Here is a 16,175-nt window from a genome sequence, read left to right on the forward strand (position 1 = left end):
ATAAATTGAATAATAAAACATCGAAATTATCTTGGCTTGACCGTTATTTAACGGTATGGATTTTTACAGCAATGGCACTTGGAATATTTTTAGGATGGGCTGTGCCGAGCCTTTCTAACACATTATCAAGCTTATCCGTAGGAACAACATCTATCCCTATGGCTATAGGACTTATAGTTATGATGTATCCACCTCTTGCAAAAGTTAATTATAAAGAACTCCATAAAGTTTTTAAAAATCCTAGAATTTTAGGATTATCACTTTTACAGAACTGGATTATAGGACCAGTTTTAATGTTTATACTTGCAGTTGTTTTCTTAAAATCATATCCAGCATTTATGACAGGGCTTATACTAATTGGCCTTGCAAGATGTATTGCTATGGTAATTGTTTGGAACAGTTTGGCTGATGGTGACACAGAATATGCAGCTGGTCTTGTAGCTTTTAATTCAATTTTTCAAGTTGTTTTTTATTCAATATATTGTTATATATTTATAACTGTTTTACCAACCTGGTTTGGGCTCACTGGCTACAAGGTGGATATTTCTATGGCTAAAGTAGCAGAATCCGTAGCAATTTATCTTGGAATACCATTTGCAGCAGGTTTACTTACAAGGCTAATTTTAGAACCTAAGATGGGAACAGTATGGTATACTAAAAAATTTGTACCTAAAATAAGTCCATTAGCATTAATTGCTTTACTTTTTACCATAATAATTATGTTTACTTACAAGGGTAAATATATAGTTGATCTTCCACTTGACGTTGTAAGAATTGCAATTCCACTTTTAATATATTTTGTAATAATGTTTTCAGTTTCATTTTTTGTAAGTTATAAATCAGGAATAGATTATCACAAAACTGTAAGTCTTTCCTTCACTGCAGCAAGTAATAATTTTGAACTTGCAATAGCTGTTGCAGTTGCAGTATTTGGAATAGAATCAAAAGAAGCCTTTACAGCAGTTATAGGCCCATTAGTTGAAGTTCCTGTAATGATAGGTCTTGTAAATATAGCACTACATTGGGGGCGAAAATATTTTAAAATGTCTACAAAACGATAGATAAAAATTAGATTAGATGGAGGGAGATAAAATGAAGCCAAAAGTAGCATTCATATGCGTACACAACTCTTGCAGATCTCAAATGGCAGAAGGACTGTCTAAATTGTTTGCAAGTGATGTGTTTGAGGCATATTCTGCTGGAACAGAACTAAGAGATACAATAAATCAAGATGCAGTAAGAATTATAAAAGATTTATATAACTTTGATATGAATAAAGAGCATAAATCAAAGTTACTGAAGGATATTCCGAGTGTTGATATAGTAGTGAAAATGGGATGTAATGTAGTATGTCCTTTTCTATCTGCAAAGCATACAGAAGACTGGGGATTAGATGATCCTACAGGGAAAAGTGATGAAGAATTTATAAAGACAGCAAAAAACATTGAGAAAAAGGTTAAAAATTTGGCTAAAAGAATTAAAAATAATGAAATTAAATTATAAGAGGAGCGATAAATATGAGCAAAATAGAAATTTTTGATCCAGCTATGTGTTGTTCAACAGGAGTTTGCGGACCAAGCATAAATAAAGAACTTTTAAGAGTTTCAACAGTTGTAAATAATATGATTAAAAAAGGTGCAAATGTAACACGCCATAATCTTTCCAGTGAGCCACAGGCATTTGTAGATAACAAGGAGGTTAACGAATATTTAAATTCAAAAGGTGCTGAAATTCTTCCAATAACACTTGTTGATGGTGAGATTAAAAAGGTCAAAGAATACCCAACAAATGAGGAATTTGCTAATTGGTCAGGACTTTCTAAGGAAGAAATATCTAATGTAACAATAAAAAAACCTACTAAGAGAAGCTACGGCTGTGGACATAAAGGCTGCTGCTAGAAAGAAGGATTAAATGAATAAACTATTTAACCTAAAAGATATTAACTTAACAAAATATATTTTTTTCACAGGAAAAGGTGGAGTTGGCAAAACTTCAACAGCTTGTGCTACTGCAGTTACCCTTGCTGATAAAGGCAAAAAGGTACTTTTAATAAGTACCGATCCAGCGTCTAATTTACAAGATGTATTTGGTATTGAGCTTAATAATAAAGGAACTTCTATAAAAGAAGTTCCCAATCTTGTAGTAGTAAATCTTAATCCTGAAGAAGCAGCTAAAGAATACAGAGAATCCGTTTTAGAACCTTATAGAAGTAAACTTCCAAAATCAGTAATAGATAATATGGAAGAACAACTTTCTGGTTCTTGTACAGTTGAAATAGCTGCATTTAATGAATTTTCAAATTTTATAACGGATGAAAATCTAAAGAAAAAGTATGATAATATAATATTTGATACAGCACCAACTGGTCATACTTTAAGAATGTTACAACTCCCTTCAGCTTGGAGCAATTTTATCAGTGAAAGTACTCATGGAGCTTCATGTCTAGGTCAATTAGCTGGACTAGGAAATAAAAAAGAAATATATAAGAAAGCTGTTGAAGCTTTATCAGATGCCGAAACTACTACATTAATGTTAGTTTCAAGACCTGAATATTCTCCACTTAAAGAATCTGAAAGAGCCTCACTTGAACTAAAAGATATAGGAATTAATAATCAAATCTTAGTTATTAATGGAGTAATTGAAAAGGGTCTTGAAAATGATAAAATATCAAACGGTTTATATGAAAAACAAAATGAGGCTCTTAAAAATATTCCCGAACATTTAAGAAACATTGAAACTTATAAGATACCTTTAAGGTCATATAATGTCACAGGGATTAATAATGTACGAATGTTGCTAAAGAAAGATATTAAAGAGGATAACGATAATAAACTTAACACAGAAAATTTAAAAGGTATTAAAAATCTTATTGACGACTTATATTCAAACAAAAAGAAAGTGATTTTTACTATGGGAAAAGGCGGCGTTGGAAAAACTACTTTGGCTGCAACCATTGCACTAGGTCTTTCAGAAAAAGGTGTCAAAGTTCATTTAGCAACCACAGATCCAGCTGATCATTTAAAATTTGTTATTAGTGAAGGTAATAATATAACTTTAAGTAAAATAGATGAAAAGAAAGAGCTCCAAAAATATAAAAAAGAAGTACTAAAAAAAGCTAGAGAGACTATGAGTGAAGAAGATATTGCTTATATAGAAGAAGATTTACGTTCACCTTGTACTCAAGAAATTGCAGTATTTAGGGCCTTTGCAGATATAGTAGATAAAGCAGAAAATAAAGTAGTAGTTATAGATACTGCACCTACAGGTCATACTTTATTGTTATTAGATTCAACTCAGAGTTATAATAAAGAAATTAAAAGGTCTGAAGGAGATATTCCTGAATCAGTTTTGAAGCTTCTTCCTAGATTAAAGAATGAAAAAGAGACAGAAGTTGTAATAGTAACTCTTCCAGAAGCAACTCCTGTATATGAAGCTATGAGACTTCATGATGATTTAAAAAGGGCTGGAGTTAATAATAAATGGTGGATAGTTAATTCAAGTTTACTTGTTACTGATACCAAAAGTGATTTTTTAAAGACAAAAGCTAAAAGTGAAATTCAGTGGATAAATAAAGTCAATGAAATCTCATATGGAAACTTTGCTGTTGTTGCATGGAATAGTGGTGAGCTTAAAGGAGATAGCCTTAGAAAACTGATAAAATACTAAATCTTATTTTATATAAAGTTTCTATAATAATAGTATATTTATTAAAGTGGATGAAATTTTGATTTTTCATCCACTTTTTCTCTGATTGTTGGCACTATCCTATATCAGCTATACTTTCTTTAAGGAATATTACTTGCACTTTGAGTAAAATAAATTTAAAGAATAATAACTTTATGAAATGATCCATTTTCTTAATATATGTTGATATACTTAAAAATGTATTTAATGGAAACATATGTCTTAGAGTAGGTGAAAATCTAATTTTTCATCTATTTTTTGTCTTAGTGTGGGTTTTGTCGGAAATGTTGGCGGTACCCCTGTTTGTATTCGGTAGGATGTATCAAATAATAAAACAGTTGTAAATATTAATTAAAAGTTAATAAAAATTATATTAAATAGTAATATTTATTATATATAATTAAAAATGTCCTAAGAAAATTTTTGTTAAAGAAATCATCTTAGAGAAAAAGTTGCCTCTTATAAAATATATAACTTTCACAGCGGAAAATGAATATTTATCATGTTCATTTTCCGCTGTATTTTTCGTTGTTTTTATCCTTCCCAAAAACCAATTTAATTCTGAACCACATTCTAGCCCAATTTTAAACCGCATTTTAGTCCAAGAAAAATTCCTATTTTAAAAAAATTTCTAAAGTGTTTATTAGTATTATACTGTACCCATATTCAAGGATGTGAGGTGTTTTAAGGTGTCAAGAAAATTGAAATGCGGAGGACTTTCATATTTATTAGCAGCTGTCCTGACATTATATATAACTGTTAAATTACTTGCATCCTTTGAAAGTGTAGCATATGAATTTAAAGGACTTTTAGTTGATACAAATAAGCAGACCATATATATAGATCAAAATTACAATTAGGAGGCAATTAAAATGAAAATATGCACAAGGGGTTCACCTGTGTAAATAAAAAACGAGGAGGATATATAAGTGAGTATATCTAAGTTAAAAACAAATTTTTTAAGAAAGAAGAAATCTAAGAAAGGAAGCGGACTCTCGACTATAATAGTTGCTGTATTTTTTGTACTTCTGTCAATGTATATATTTAATTCCGCTATACATCCAACAGCAGTTGCAATTAAAGACCAGGGACAGGATGCAGGAATGGCTATAGTTCAGGAAAAGACCAATATAATTTCAGATTTTCTGCCTGTTACCTTTGCAGATCCTACAACTTCAACAAACACTAACTAACATCAATTAGAAAAAGACCTCGTACAGGTCTTTTTTTCTATAGAAATTTTCTATTATCATAAAGATTTTTATAACTTTTTGCCGACCCTCAATTTTGTATAATGTAAGCGAATAAAAATTTAAAATTAAATTGGAAAGGAAGATATGGAATTAAGGTGGTGATTTATTGAATAGGAAAGGTGGAATATCAGTTATATATGCCTCTATAATTGTTATGTTTGTACTGTCAACATTTGTACTAAATGTATTTATCGGATTGTCTGAGGTTAACACAGTAGGGAATCTTCACAGTATTTTGAGGACCGAAGCAGATGTATCTGCAGGCAATAGAGAAATTACAGGGAATATGTATTCATTCTTTGATAAATACGTACACCAGTATATCTCGGTGTTAAAAGATTATACAACTATATATACAGTATATGAATGCAGTAACAAATCAATAAGACAGGTGAGTCAGGGTTATGGCAGTAGTAATCTTAATATAAAGCTCAAGGAAAATCAAATACTTGAAATAACAATTAAACAGAACACAATATCTCAGCTCCAGAAGCTCAACAATATGTTCAACAGAAATGACAGTGGCAGTATTATTGTTTCAGAAAAGAGGGCTGTAAATTGAATAAAAGAGGAAGTGCCCCGGGAGTAATACTAGCAGGTTTGTTTTTTATGATACTCCTTGTAAACTGCTACATTATAATGATGCATTATGCACATACAAGAAATATAAGATACGTTATATCAAGTGATATAGAAAACTCATATAAACAGCCTTTAGAGGCATATCAAAGTAATTTTGAGCAATTTTGCTCAGTTAGAGATTTTATAAATCCAAATTATAAGCCTGAAGAAGTTTATATTATAATTCCAGAAAGTTCAGGTTTCAATATTGATCGTATAGTAGAAAATTCTAAAACTCACATCAGTAATACCAACTCCGATATTTCAGAAGCATTCAGCATCTTCGATAAAGAAATTTCTAATTATAATCAGAAAACAAAAATAAAAAAATATCTAAATTCAAATCCAAAAGCAGTACTTGTCTTTTACAAATATAAAGACAAGTCAATGCTCATTGAAAGTTCATTCTTAGTATATGAAAGATAAAGAAAAGGAAGGTGCTAAGCTTTGCTGTGTTTAAAAATCTTATTTTTAATTGTGATGATATATGCCGGTGTATGCGACTGGAAAGATAGGATAGTCTATATAAAAACTTGGGTTGTAGTTTCAATTCTCTCTTTTGCAATAGCGTACATGGAGCATTATACAGTGCAGCAGATAATTTTCTATTCCAGGTGGCTGTTCATGGTTCTAATGGTAATGGATATCGTATCAACAGTTGTGTATAAAATCAAGGATAGAAAATTTGCTTTCAATAGAAATTTAAAAGCAGAAGAAGCTGTTGATTTTGCGGAGAAAAACTGTGCCCAGGAAAATATAGATACTGCTAGAGGTTTTGTATTCAGTTCAGGTTCAATAAAAAGAAGAAAATTAGACTCCAGGTTAAATAAAATGCAGCACGAATTAAATAAATCTACACCTGCAGATATTCTAATTGAAAAGTCATGTGAGAAAATTGCGTATGCTGAAATAAGCAATACTGTAGAAGATCTTTATACAGCAAACTCATTTTTCAGGTGTATTGGTAATAATGTCCACGAAGAGTACAGGGTTAGGACGAAAAAACTTTCTAAGAGAATAAAAGTACTCCCAGATAAAGTAACTAATGAACTATTCTATGGTATAGGCTGGGGAGACATAGCAATATCTCCGGCAGTTACGCTTTTCTGCGGACCCATTGGATTGATAATAATACTTATCTCGCTGTTTCTGTCTCTCCTGTGTATTAAACTTTCAAAAAAGAACGATGAGACAATACCGCTTGTTACATACTTGGCAATTGGATGCATAATAGCATTTTTTAAGATGATTTAAATTAAATGATTTAAATTAAATGATAAAACTTAGCTTGTGGGAAGTTTATCTCCGGCATAGAAAATAAATTATGAAATATAGGAGTTGGACAAGATGTTTAAAAACATATTTAGAAAATTTATATGTCTTGTATTTATATTAATACTTTTTGTTTTATGTATACTGTTTTTAAATACAAGGTATCCCTCAAGTGTAGATGTTGAGGTTATAGGAAATTCAATGAAACCAACATTGAATTCAGGTGAAAAACTTACCGCTCATACTGATATAAAAAATATAAAGAGGGGAGATATTATCATATTTAAGTCACCGGATAAGAGTCAAGATGGAAAAATACTTATAAAAAGAGTTATAGGACTTCCAGGAGAGAAAATAAAAATTCAAAATGAAAAAGTATTTATAAATGACGGTGTACTTTCCGAGCCTTATATAAATGAAAAAATGAATTCACCTGCAGATAAAAATTTGCCGGTAGATTTTGTGATACCAACAGATGCCTATTATGTTATGGGAGATAACAGGAATGATAGTAGGGACAGCAGATATTTTGGAGTGGTATCAGTGAAATCAATAATCGGTAAAGTTAATAAAATTAAATAAAAAATGAAAGGATGATTGTAGTGGTTGATCTAAAGTCATTTAATCTGAAAAGTTTAAAAGACAGGAAGAAAGAATTGGGAATAATTCTAGGCACATCAGCTGTATGGCTGGGGCTTGCCGGTGCAGTTTTCTATATGTCAGGCTCAGTACCTTCTATAGGAAGCAAATATATATATACAGTTAAAGCGGCTAGACCTGTCTCTGCTGGAAATATTATAAAGAAAACAGATTTAAAAATTGTAAAAGATTCGGTTTATGATTATATACAAACATCATATAGTAGCATTGCACCAGTAGTTGGGAAAATAGCCACAAGAAATATATATAAAAATGAAAACATAAAGAAAGATGATATTTCTTCAAATTCAAGCAATCTAAGACCTTGTACTCTGCCTGTATCGCTCAGTAGTTTGAGTGACAGCTCAATATCTCCAGGTGATTATGTTGATGTAATTGTAAATTATAAAGATAAAGGAGAGAAACCAAATGTTATAATCTCTAAAGCATTAGTTACAAAAGTCATAGATTCTACAGGTAAAGAAGTTTCAGAGCAGCAGTCACCGTCGGATCAAAACCAAATACCAGCGTTTTTAACTGTCATGGTAAACAGCAGTTCTATTATGTATGTAGAGGATGCAAAGAAAACAGCGTCTTTTGATTTTTATAAGTATACATCATCCACTACCGCTCAATCCAAAGTAACATATGTCCCATCATGGGATAAGCAGACTTCAAAGCAAATGTCTCAGACTACTTCATCTGTAAAGAGTAAATAGATATAGGAGATGATTTTATGGGAGTGAAAAAGGGAGTGGTAAATATGTCATTGGAAGAACTTTTAGATTCTATAAAAAATAAAATGTTAAATGGTTCCGATATTGAAAACTTAAATAAAAATATTAAACTGGCATCTGCAGGCGACTTAGAGAGTAAGAATTTAATTAAAAGATATATAAAAAATGAACTTAATGCTATCGGTATTACAGCGGTTGATAAATTCATAGAACAGTACCATATAAATTATTTTGAACCGCTGTATACAGGCAAGAACCCAGACTTTAGCAGGATTATAAATTCAATATGCATAGATAGGAATGATGATATTGATTTAAAAATAGGTATATTATTGCAGATAATATACCAGGAGCTGTACGGCCTTTCCGTAATAGATCCGTACTGCTACGGAGATATAGAAGGATTGAATGAAATAAATATAAATGCCTTTGATTTCATAAGTTTCCAAATAAGCGGCAGGAGAGAGCGGGTATGTAAACTCAGATTCAAAAATACAGATGCATGTATTGAAATTATAAAGAAAACCACATCAAATTCAAGTGATGCGGATTTAAGACCTAACAATCCTGAAATATTGTGTGATAATTTGAGCGGTGCAAGGGTTACAGCATTAATACCACCGTATATAAGAGAACCATCCCTCAATTTGAGGTATGAAGATTATAAGTATGTATCAAGCGAAAATCTTGTAAAAGGGGGTACATCTACCGCTGAATTTGAAAATTTTATTGACATCATTATGAAAGGCAGACCTAATATACTTGTAGTAGGTCCACAGAGTGCAGGTAAAACTACATATCTTCTTAGGCTCATATCATCCATACCGGACAACTTGTCAATACTCACAATGGAGTCTTCATTTGAACTTGCAATAAGAAAATATTTTCCGGATAAGGATGCAAAAAATCTCAAATTTCTCAGTATAAAAACACCTATGGACTGCTTTAAAACTGGGCTTAGACTCGGACGTGACATAGTTATAGATGGAGAAGTGAGGACACCTGAAGAAGCTTATGTAACAATACAGGCCATGACAAGGCAGAACAAGGGAAGTCTCGGCAGCTTTCATACATCTTCTGTGAAAAATTTCATCCCGGATTATAAAAATATGCTCATGCAGAGTGGAAGTGGAATATATAAGACAGAAGAATCTGCACTCTACGATATAGCAAGAGCTGTGGATATAGTAATATTTCTTTCTATGGATTTGTATACAGGAAAGAGGTATATAAGTGAAGCGTCTGAGATTGTATTCAAGCCCGATGAGTACCATAAGCCTTATGAATTAAATACATTGTTTAAATACACTTCTGGGAAGCTTATGCCGGTCAATAGGATATCAGATGAATATATACATGAATCAATGAATTTTGGGTTTACAGATGAAAAGATAAGAAAACTAAATGAATTGTACAGTACTTTTGATATTGATAGGGGTGTATAAGATATGATTTCAAGCAGAAAATATCTTGCTGCAGAACTCAACCTTTTCAGAAGGGATTCTGACAGGCTATCATTGATACTTGAGAAAATATATTACCTTGTAGTTGCCGCTGTATTTATACTCATTATGCGCATTGACAGCCTGTGGTACCTGAAACTTATATATATCTGTTTTGCAGCAGTAATTCCACTCATAGTTGCCGATTATATTATAGGGTTCATGCGATACAGGATAAGAAAGAAAATACCTGATTGTATGGAAAATTTCCAATACAATTTGAACAGAAAATTAAAAATTGATGCAGCGGTCAAGGATACATCAGACAGTTTGTCAGGAAATATAAAAAGACCTTTTCAGATTTTATATTATAACCTTTCCAGGAATTCTATTTCAGCCTTCGATGATTTCAAAAGAATTTTCAATGAAAAGAACATAGATACATTTAGCGAGATGCTAAGGGCATATATGCTATATGGCGGTGACTTCGGAAAATTAAACAAAGAAATAAGTGACCTTATTATAAAGATACGTGAAGAATATATATACGAGGATAAGAACAGAGAAAAATTAATGAAATACAGACTTGCAGCAGTATTCATGATAATTATGACTCTACTAATGTATAAGTACATGAATATTATTGTACCTGATATGGGACAGGTATCACAGAGTCCTTCACAGTATGTTCTTGTCGTAATGTTCTATATTGTGTATTTCTTTGCAATAGATATTTTGCAGAAATTATAGAGAGAAAATAAGAAGAATAAGAAGGGAGAAGTACGTATGACTAATAGTATAGGTAATTTATTTATAATATCCATTATTATTGGAGGCTTTGCATGTTATTTGCTTGATATAAAAGGATATCTCCTTGGAAATACATTCTTGAGGAGGGTTGTGAAAAAGATAATGCCAAAAACTACTTCAAAGGAATACAAGAGCTTGAATGATTTACTGGATAAGGCATCTATTAATATAGGTGTCCTTGAACTTTATATAGTAAAAATTGCAATACTCTTTGCAGCATCAATTTTTTTATTCCTGGTATTCATAACTAATACCCAGGTGAAACAAAAGGATATATTTAATACTACAATATACTCAAGTTATTCAAGCAGTGATTTTCGTAATAGTTCATCCACAAGATTAAAAAATTTTAATATTGTAAAGAGATATGTTGATATATCACAGGTAGAAAACACATCCCAATGGTTAAAAACTGTGAAAAATGTGATTTATAAATACAGTGATATAGATTCAAATGAAATAAATGACAGTGCCGCTGTTACACTCAAAGATATAATGTCATCAAAACAGCTGTATGCCATGCCGAGAAAAATAAACTATATATTGTCTGCAGTTCTGTTTTTCTTCTTGCCGGACATTATGCTCAAGATATACTCAATCGTAATAATTAGAAGGAAAAAGGATGAAGTTTATAATTTAATTAACTTAATGGTGGTTGTTGGGAGCAATGACAATGTAACATCCAGAAGTGTAATGAGGGCGCTCATAGATAATTCTCATTACTTGAAGCCATATTTAAAAAGTTTTGAATCAAACTATCTTATAAACAGGGAAGATGCATATAAGAAATTTTTAAGTGATAAAAGATATACTCAAGTGTCAAAGATAATTTCAGCTCTTAGACAGATAGAAGGTAGTAACAAAGAGTCTGCCATTTATAACATTGAAAGTAAAAATGAGAGTATAGAAAAGACAAGGAAATTGACGTATGAAAACAAGATAGAGAAAAAAGATGGTATTGCTCTTGTCATATTTGTTGTTGGTGTATGTATGCTTGTAAAAATAATCATGGATATATCTGCAGCGGGAATTTCAAGTATGAGTAATATGAATTTTTGATTTATGAAAGGGTAAGAATAGATGAAAAAGATTATTGAAATAAAAATGAAAAAACATTACGTATGGTGTCGTTTATGGACATACATACAAAATCATTAACAAGCCATACGTTGCTGCCTGCTATATTGGGAGATATAACGATTGGTATGGGTAAAAATATAGTAGCTGGCATTTATTTAAAAATTCATGCCAGCTACTATTAATATTGAAATTAAGCAGGTTCTTCCTTATTCACAATATACCATGTGTTATTAACTTTTTTAATGGTGAATTTTATTGGCACATCACAAGAACCTCCAATTTCTTTATGCGAGGCATCTTTTACATCAACTGTATATGTCATGTTGGCATATATTGTGCCACCTATGTCCTTTAATGAGTTTTGTTTTAGATTGAAATTTATAGTAAATGGTTTTTTGTACTCGTTATTTGAAGCATAAGGGTTATATACATTAAGTTTATCAAAGACCTGTTTTGACATATGCTTTGATATTTTGTCTGAGTATCCATCTTGAGTAGTAAATGCCTGTTTTATAACATTATGCAGTTCTGTATTATTAATTTCTGAAACTTTTAATTCTGCACTATTAGAATTAGGTTTAAGAGATTGCTTATTGCAGGCAGAAAAAGTAAATATTAATAAAATACTTAATATAAATGTTAGCGTGTTTTTCCTTTTTAAAATCAATATTATCACATCCTAAATTATTTTTAGTGCCAGTATTTTATATATCTTAACTTTGTATATGTCGCACTGGGATATTCAAAATATATTGCATGATTTTTTCTATTAATTGAATGTGCTGAATAGGCCCAACCATGTCCATGTGTGGTACCTGTAATTATACCTGCATGAGACCAAGTATTCTTAGAACTATTATAGAATTGAATAACATCACCGAGTCTTGATCCACTGCTGTAATCTCCACCAAAAGTATATCCCGTCTTCCTCATATAATTATAGAAATTAATTACATTTATCCAAGCTGTTGAGCGACTATACCATGTTGATGAACCCGGTATTCCTCCAGCATATACACACTGTGATACAAAATTTGTACAATCATTTGGATCGTAATTTTTATAATTGGGATTTCTACTTAATGCCCATTTTAATGCATAGCTTACAGCTGAAGATGCATTGTATCCTGAATATGATGCTAAAGAAACGTAGTTAGAACTTAGATCTTTGCTCGCTTTTATATTGTCATTATATTCTTCAATGTATTTATTAATATTTGCCGACACACTGTTGATAGAATCTATTTTAGATTCTATCAGATTATTGTAATCGGAAGATTGAATTATGTTGTTAGAAGAAATTTTAGTATTTTTGACTTTTTGTTCAGTCGAGGTATCATTTAAATCATTTACTAAATCCACCATTTTATTTATGCACCATTTGCCATTAACTTTTTGAACTTCAAATTCATATTTTTCTCCTGAAGAAGAAGATTGAATATTATTTGGTAATAAAGTTGCATTAACGTCATAGGTGATATTTATTAAATAGTCATCATTTTTTAAACTTTTTATATTATTTATAGTTAAAGTGCTTGTATAATTTGAAATTTTGAGATCAACAATTTGATACCATCTAACTTCAAAATCAATCGTTTTGTTGAGAAGTTCTAATAATTTATTGTTGTTAACTATATCGTTAAAGTCAGGTTTAGAATATGTTTCTGCTACGATATATTTTTGTGATAAAATTTTATTTATATTTTGTTTTATTTGTGATATATCTGAATTATTGAGTACTGAATTGCTTGTATTGTTTATAATATAATTATTTTTTGAATCTTTAGCATAGGATATAGTAGTGAATGAAGTGACAAAAATTAACCCAAATGACAATATTAATGCAAATTTTTTTTTGAACATAGTTGTATCCCCCTAATTTATAAATTGAATTTTAGTGCACAAGGTATATACCTCTAGCCATATCATATTATTATCATATCATACATATTATAAATAATATGTCATAATTTATATTAGAAAACAATTGTAAAAATAAATTTACGGTGGGCAAGTTCTTTATTTATCTATATAATTTGACGAACCTCGATTTGATAGACAGTAAGTATGTGAAAAATAATCCAATTCTAAACTACATTTCAGCTCAAGAAAAATCTAAAGAATAAACAAATTTTTAGAGTATGTTTTCGCAGTATTATTTTTCTGATTAATAAAATAGTCAGAAAGGATGGTACCATGTCTAAGAATAATAAAATAAAATATGTTGCCGCTTTTGTTCTTATCTTTGTCATAGGAGTATATCTCATTATTCCAATTGTAGCATCAGGTCCAGGGCACAATATAATCAGTATGTATGAAAGTGAAAATTTTGCAGGTAACCTAAAGTTAATTGCCGGGAATAAAAAACTGATGTTTAAGTGGTTTGAATATACCGGTATTCTATTTTCTTTTGTCGCACTTCTCATATTAATTGCAAGTCATATAGGATATAACAGGGAAAATGGTCCGTCTGCAATTCCTGAACAGGGTATACATGGAACAGCAAGGTGGCTTACATATGAAGAAGCTAAGAATATTTTTATTATTAAGAGCGGTCCTGTAGATGGAATTGTATTTGGAAAAATTGAAAAAAATAAGGATATACAGCTGCAGAGATCCAGTGGCTTTGAGACCGTAGCTATATCAACACCTGTTGGTTCCAATAAAAATGTTGCTATATATGGCCCGTCAGGTTCTGGAAAATCTAGGGGTTTTGTAAGAAATCAGGTTATGCAGATAGCCAAGATTGGACAATCCATGGTTATTACTGATCCTAAAGGAGAAATTTTTCAATCTATGTCAGGGTTCCTAAAAGATAGAGGTTATGATGTAAAGGTACTTAACCTTGTAAACATGATACACTCTGATAGATGGAATCCACTGACTGAAGTTACAGACGACATATCAGCTCAGAGTTTTTGCGATACTGTAATGGCAAATACAAGGGCACCTGGAGCAAAGATTGATGAATTTTGGGAAAAATCTGAGATGAATCTTTTAAAGGCACTTGTGCTGTATGTTGTAACTACCTGCCCTAAAGGAGAGAGAAACCTTGCAACTGTATATTCTATGCTGGCACTCAAAGATGTTGTTACGTTAGATGCTATGTTTGCACGACTTGATTTTAGCCATCCAGCAAAGATGCCATATTCTATATATTCTCAGGCAAGTGACAAGATAAAGCCTAATATAGTAATAGGGCTTGGTTCAAAGCTTCAGATATTCCAAAATGAAATAGTTCAAAATCTCACGGCAACTAGTGATATAGATTTGACAGCACCGAAATATAGAAAGACAGCTTATTTTTGTATAACATCAGATTCAGAAAGTACGTTTGATTTCATTGCAGGCCTTTTTTTCTCATTTCTATTTATAAAACTTACGAAATATGCCGACTTTTATCCTCCAGACCATCAAAAAGAAGTTTATTTCATACTCGATGAATTTCCAAATATTGGAGCTATACCAGATTTTACAAAAAAAATATCTACACTGAGATCAAGGGGTATTGTGTGTTTTGTTATATTTCAAAATATTGCACAACTTCAGAATAGATATCCTGATAATGGTTGGTCTGAGATACTTGGAAACTGTAATGCTCAACTTTTCCTTGGAGCTACAGATGATTTAACAGCAAAACAGGTATCTGACCATATAGGAGTGACGACTGTAAAAAATCCATCTATTAAGAGAGAATTGAGCCTAGAGAAAATGCTAGATCCAGGATCTTTAAGCGAGGGTTCCGCTAAGAGAAACCTCATGAACCCAGATGAAATAACGAAGCTTGACAAGAAAAAAGCTATACTAATGATTAATGGACAGCAGCCTCTGCTTCTATACAAATTTGATTATTCCCAGCACGAACTTTACAGTGAACTAAGAGATACAGAAGTCAGAAATTACAGACTCCCTTGGGCTGAAAAATATTATCCTGCTGAACAGGAGATGATTGAAAAAGCAAAAAGAGACGCTAAGGAAAGGGAAAGAAGTATGTCTATAGACAGTAATAAAGGATTAATTGGAATTGAACTTTTAAAATATAGGATGCTCAAGGTTATAAATAAATACCTGGCAGAGGTAAAAATTAAACTTTATAAGAAACTTTCTGGAGACAGTAGCATAAAGGATTATCTTAAATACTCTGAGAAATCGGATAATAACAATCGGACAAATTCAACTACGGATTCAAAGCCTAAAAATAATGATTGTACAAAAAATGAAGTGAGATTCAGTACCGAAGTTTCCGAAAGCAGTTCTTCTTATGAAGAAAGGGAACTCAGCGAAAATCAAGAAGAAAATAAATCTGCCGATAACAGTTTGGACGTTTTAAACGAATTTTTTGGTGATGATGATCTTGATATTGAGAATACTAATACTCAAGATGTTAAAAAAGAAAAAAAGAGTACTAAAGTTAAGTCTAATGTAATTGATAATAACGAGAGAACTAAAGAGTTAAAAAATAAGATTAAGAGAAAGGAAAATGACAAAGAACAGTTGAATTTTTTCAATGATAAAGATTCTTTTTGGTAGGCAGTATATACTTTATAGTGCCATTTTGAGTTTGGATGAAACAATTTCTATGGTATAATTAAGGAGTAATAAGAAAAATTTACATGGTTGCCTCTTCTTTATTTGTG

At 31.2% G+C, this 16,175-nt stretch carries 17 protein-coding genes; 15 read left to right on the plus strand and 2 right to left on the minus strand.

From position 1 onward, the window contains the following. The first annotated feature begins 5 nt into the window (after positions 1 to 5). From arsB to AC4CVH_RS02210, 14 genes are all read left to right on the plus strand, one after another. Entirely contained in the window at positions 6 to 1,061 is a 1,056-nt protein-coding gene (arsB, locus tag AC4CVH_RS02145) for an ACR3 family arsenite efflux transporter (protein WP_490786066.1), read from the plus strand. Between the two features lie 31 nt (positions 1,062 to 1,092). After that, positions 1,093 to 1,503, plus strand: coding sequence for an arsenate reductase ArsC (locus tag AC4CVH_RS02150; protein WP_490786067.1), 411 nt, complete (start codon positions 1,093 to 1,095; stop codon positions 1,501 to 1,503). 14 nt (positions 1,504 to 1,517) lie between these two features. Then, positions 1,518 to 1,898, plus strand: coding sequence for an arsenite efflux transporter metallochaperone ArsD (arsD, locus tag AC4CVH_RS02155; protein ID WP_490786068.1), 381 nt, complete (start codon positions 1,518 to 1,520; stop codon positions 1,896 to 1,898). 13 nt (positions 1,899 to 1,911) lie between these two features. Further along, a complete protein-coding gene (gene arsA / locus AC4CVH_RS02160) occupies positions 1,912 to 3,666 on the plus strand; it encodes an arsenical pump-driving ATPase (RefSeq protein ID WP_490786069.1) in 1,755 nt (584 codons plus the stop codon). Between the two features lie 707 nt (positions 3,667 to 4,373). Then, positions 4,374 to 4,544 carry a hypothetical protein gene (locus AC4CVH_RS02165; protein ID WP_490786070.1) on the plus strand — a complete coding sequence of 57 codons (171 nt, stop codon included), beginning with the start codon at positions 4,374 to 4,376 and terminating at the stop codon, positions 4,542 to 4,544. A gap of 69 nt (positions 4,545 to 4,613) precedes the next feature. After that, positions 4,614 to 4,877 (plus strand): hypothetical protein, encoded by a 264-nt coding sequence (locus tag AC4CVH_RS02170; protein WP_490786071.1) that lies wholly within the window; start codon positions 4,614 to 4,616, stop codon positions 4,875 to 4,877. Between the two features lie 166 nt (positions 4,878 to 5,043). Next, a complete protein-coding gene (locus AC4CVH_RS02175; protein ID WP_490786072.1) occupies positions 5,044 to 5,499 on the plus strand; it encodes a hypothetical protein in 456 nt (151 codons plus the stop codon). Continuing rightward, positions 5,496 to 5,984, plus strand: coding sequence for a hypothetical protein (locus AC4CVH_RS02180; RefSeq protein ID WP_490786073.1), 489 nt, complete (start codon positions 5,496 to 5,498; stop codon positions 5,982 to 5,984). Before AC4CVH_RS02175 ends, AC4CVH_RS02180 begins: the two co-directional genes overlap by 4 nt. A gap of 21 nt (positions 5,985 to 6,005) precedes the next feature. Continuing rightward, entirely contained in the window at positions 6,006 to 6,812 is an 807-nt protein-coding gene (locus tag AC4CVH_RS02185; RefSeq protein ID WP_490786074.1) for a hypothetical protein, read from the plus strand. Between the two features lie 93 nt (positions 6,813 to 6,905). Further along, positions 6,906 to 7,412: a signal peptidase I gene (gene lepB / locus AC4CVH_RS02190; protein ID WP_490786075.1), complete on the plus strand. Its 507-nt coding sequence runs from the start codon at positions 6,906 to 6,908 to the stop codon at positions 7,410 to 7,412. A gap of 20 nt (positions 7,413 to 7,432) precedes the next feature. Continuing rightward, entirely contained in the window at positions 7,433 to 8,188 is a 756-nt protein-coding gene (locus AC4CVH_RS02195) for an SAF domain-containing protein (protein WP_490786076.1), read from the plus strand. Positions 8,189 to 8,205: 17 nt separating this feature from the next. Beyond that, the gene (locus AC4CVH_RS02200; RefSeq protein WP_490786077.1) at positions 8,206 to 9,651 is read left to right on the plus strand and encodes an ATPase, T2SS/T4P/T4SS family; all 1,446 of its coding nucleotides are present in this window, start codon (positions 8,206 to 8,208) and stop codon (positions 9,649 to 9,651) included. Positions 9,652 to 9,654: 3 nt separating this feature from the next. After that, on the plus strand, positions 9,655 to 10,398 hold the full coding sequence (locus AC4CVH_RS02205; RefSeq protein ID WP_490786078.1) for a hypothetical protein: 744 nt from the start codon (positions 9,655 to 9,657) through the stop codon (positions 10,396 to 10,398). A 36-nt stretch (positions 10,399 to 10,434) separates the two neighbouring features. Further along, positions 10,435 to 11,517 (plus strand): hypothetical protein, encoded by a 1,083-nt coding sequence (locus AC4CVH_RS02210; RefSeq protein ID WP_490786079.1) that lies wholly within the window; start codon positions 10,435 to 10,437, stop codon positions 11,515 to 11,517. 211 nt (positions 11,518 to 11,728) lie between these two features. Here AC4CVH_RS02210 and AC4CVH_RS02215 read toward each other — a convergent pair whose 3' ends face one another. Next, positions 11,729 to 12,205, minus strand: coding sequence for a hypothetical protein (locus AC4CVH_RS02215; RefSeq protein ID WP_490786080.1), 477 nt, complete (start codon positions 12,203 to 12,205; stop codon positions 11,729 to 11,731). A gap of 23 nt (positions 12,206 to 12,228) precedes the next feature. Further along, on the minus strand, positions 12,229 to 13,401 hold the full coding sequence (locus AC4CVH_RS02220) for an amidase domain-containing protein (protein WP_490786081.1): 1,173 nt from the start codon (positions 13,399 to 13,401) through the stop codon (positions 12,229 to 12,231). 333 nt (positions 13,402 to 13,734) lie between these two features. Here AC4CVH_RS02220 and AC4CVH_RS02225 point away from each other — a divergent pair, with 333 nt between their 5' ends. Further along, complete coding sequence (locus AC4CVH_RS02225) at positions 13,735 to 16,068, plus strand: VirD4-like conjugal transfer protein, CD1115 family (RefSeq protein ID WP_490786082.1); 2,334 nt, start codon at positions 13,735 to 13,737, stop codon at positions 16,066 to 16,068. The last annotated feature ends 107 nt before the right edge of the window (positions 16,069 to 16,175 follow it).

The sequence above is a fragment of the Clostridium pabulibutyricum genome (assembly GCF_058242705.1).

Bases quoted from the DNA above. Each gene is read 5' to 3' on its own strand.
- AC4CVH_RS02150 (WP_490786067.1), top strand. From the start codon at position 1,093: ATGAAGCCAAAAGTAGCATTCATATGCGTACACAACTCTTGCAGATCT.
- arsD (WP_490786068.1), top strand. From the start codon at position 1,518: ATGAGCAAAATAGAAATTTTTGATCCAGCTATGTGTTGTTCAACAGGA.
- arsA (WP_490786069.1), top strand. From the start codon at position 1,912: ATGAATAAACTATTTAACCTAAAAGATATTAACTTAACAAAATATATT.
- lepB (WP_490786075.1), top strand. From the start codon at position 6,906: ATGTTTAAAAACATATTTAGAAAATTTATATGTCTTGTATTTATATTA.
- AC4CVH_RS02200 (WP_490786077.1), top strand. From the start codon at position 8,206: ATGGGAGTGAAAAAGGGAGTGGTAAATATGTCATTGGAAGAACTTTTA.
- AC4CVH_RS02205 (WP_490786078.1), top strand. From the start codon at position 9,655: ATGATTTCAAGCAGAAAATATCTTGCTGCAGAACTCAACCTTTTCAGA.
- AC4CVH_RS02210 (WP_490786079.1), top strand. From the start codon at position 10,435: ATGACTAATAGTATAGGTAATTTATTTATAATATCCATTATTATTGGA.
- AC4CVH_RS02220 (WP_490786081.1), bottom strand. From the start codon at position 13,401: ATGTTCAAAAAAAAATTTGCATTAATATTGTCATTTGGGTTAATTTTT.
- AC4CVH_RS02225 (WP_490786082.1), top strand. From the start codon at position 13,735: ATGTCTAAGAATAATAAAATAAAATATGTTGCCGCTTTTGTTCTTATC.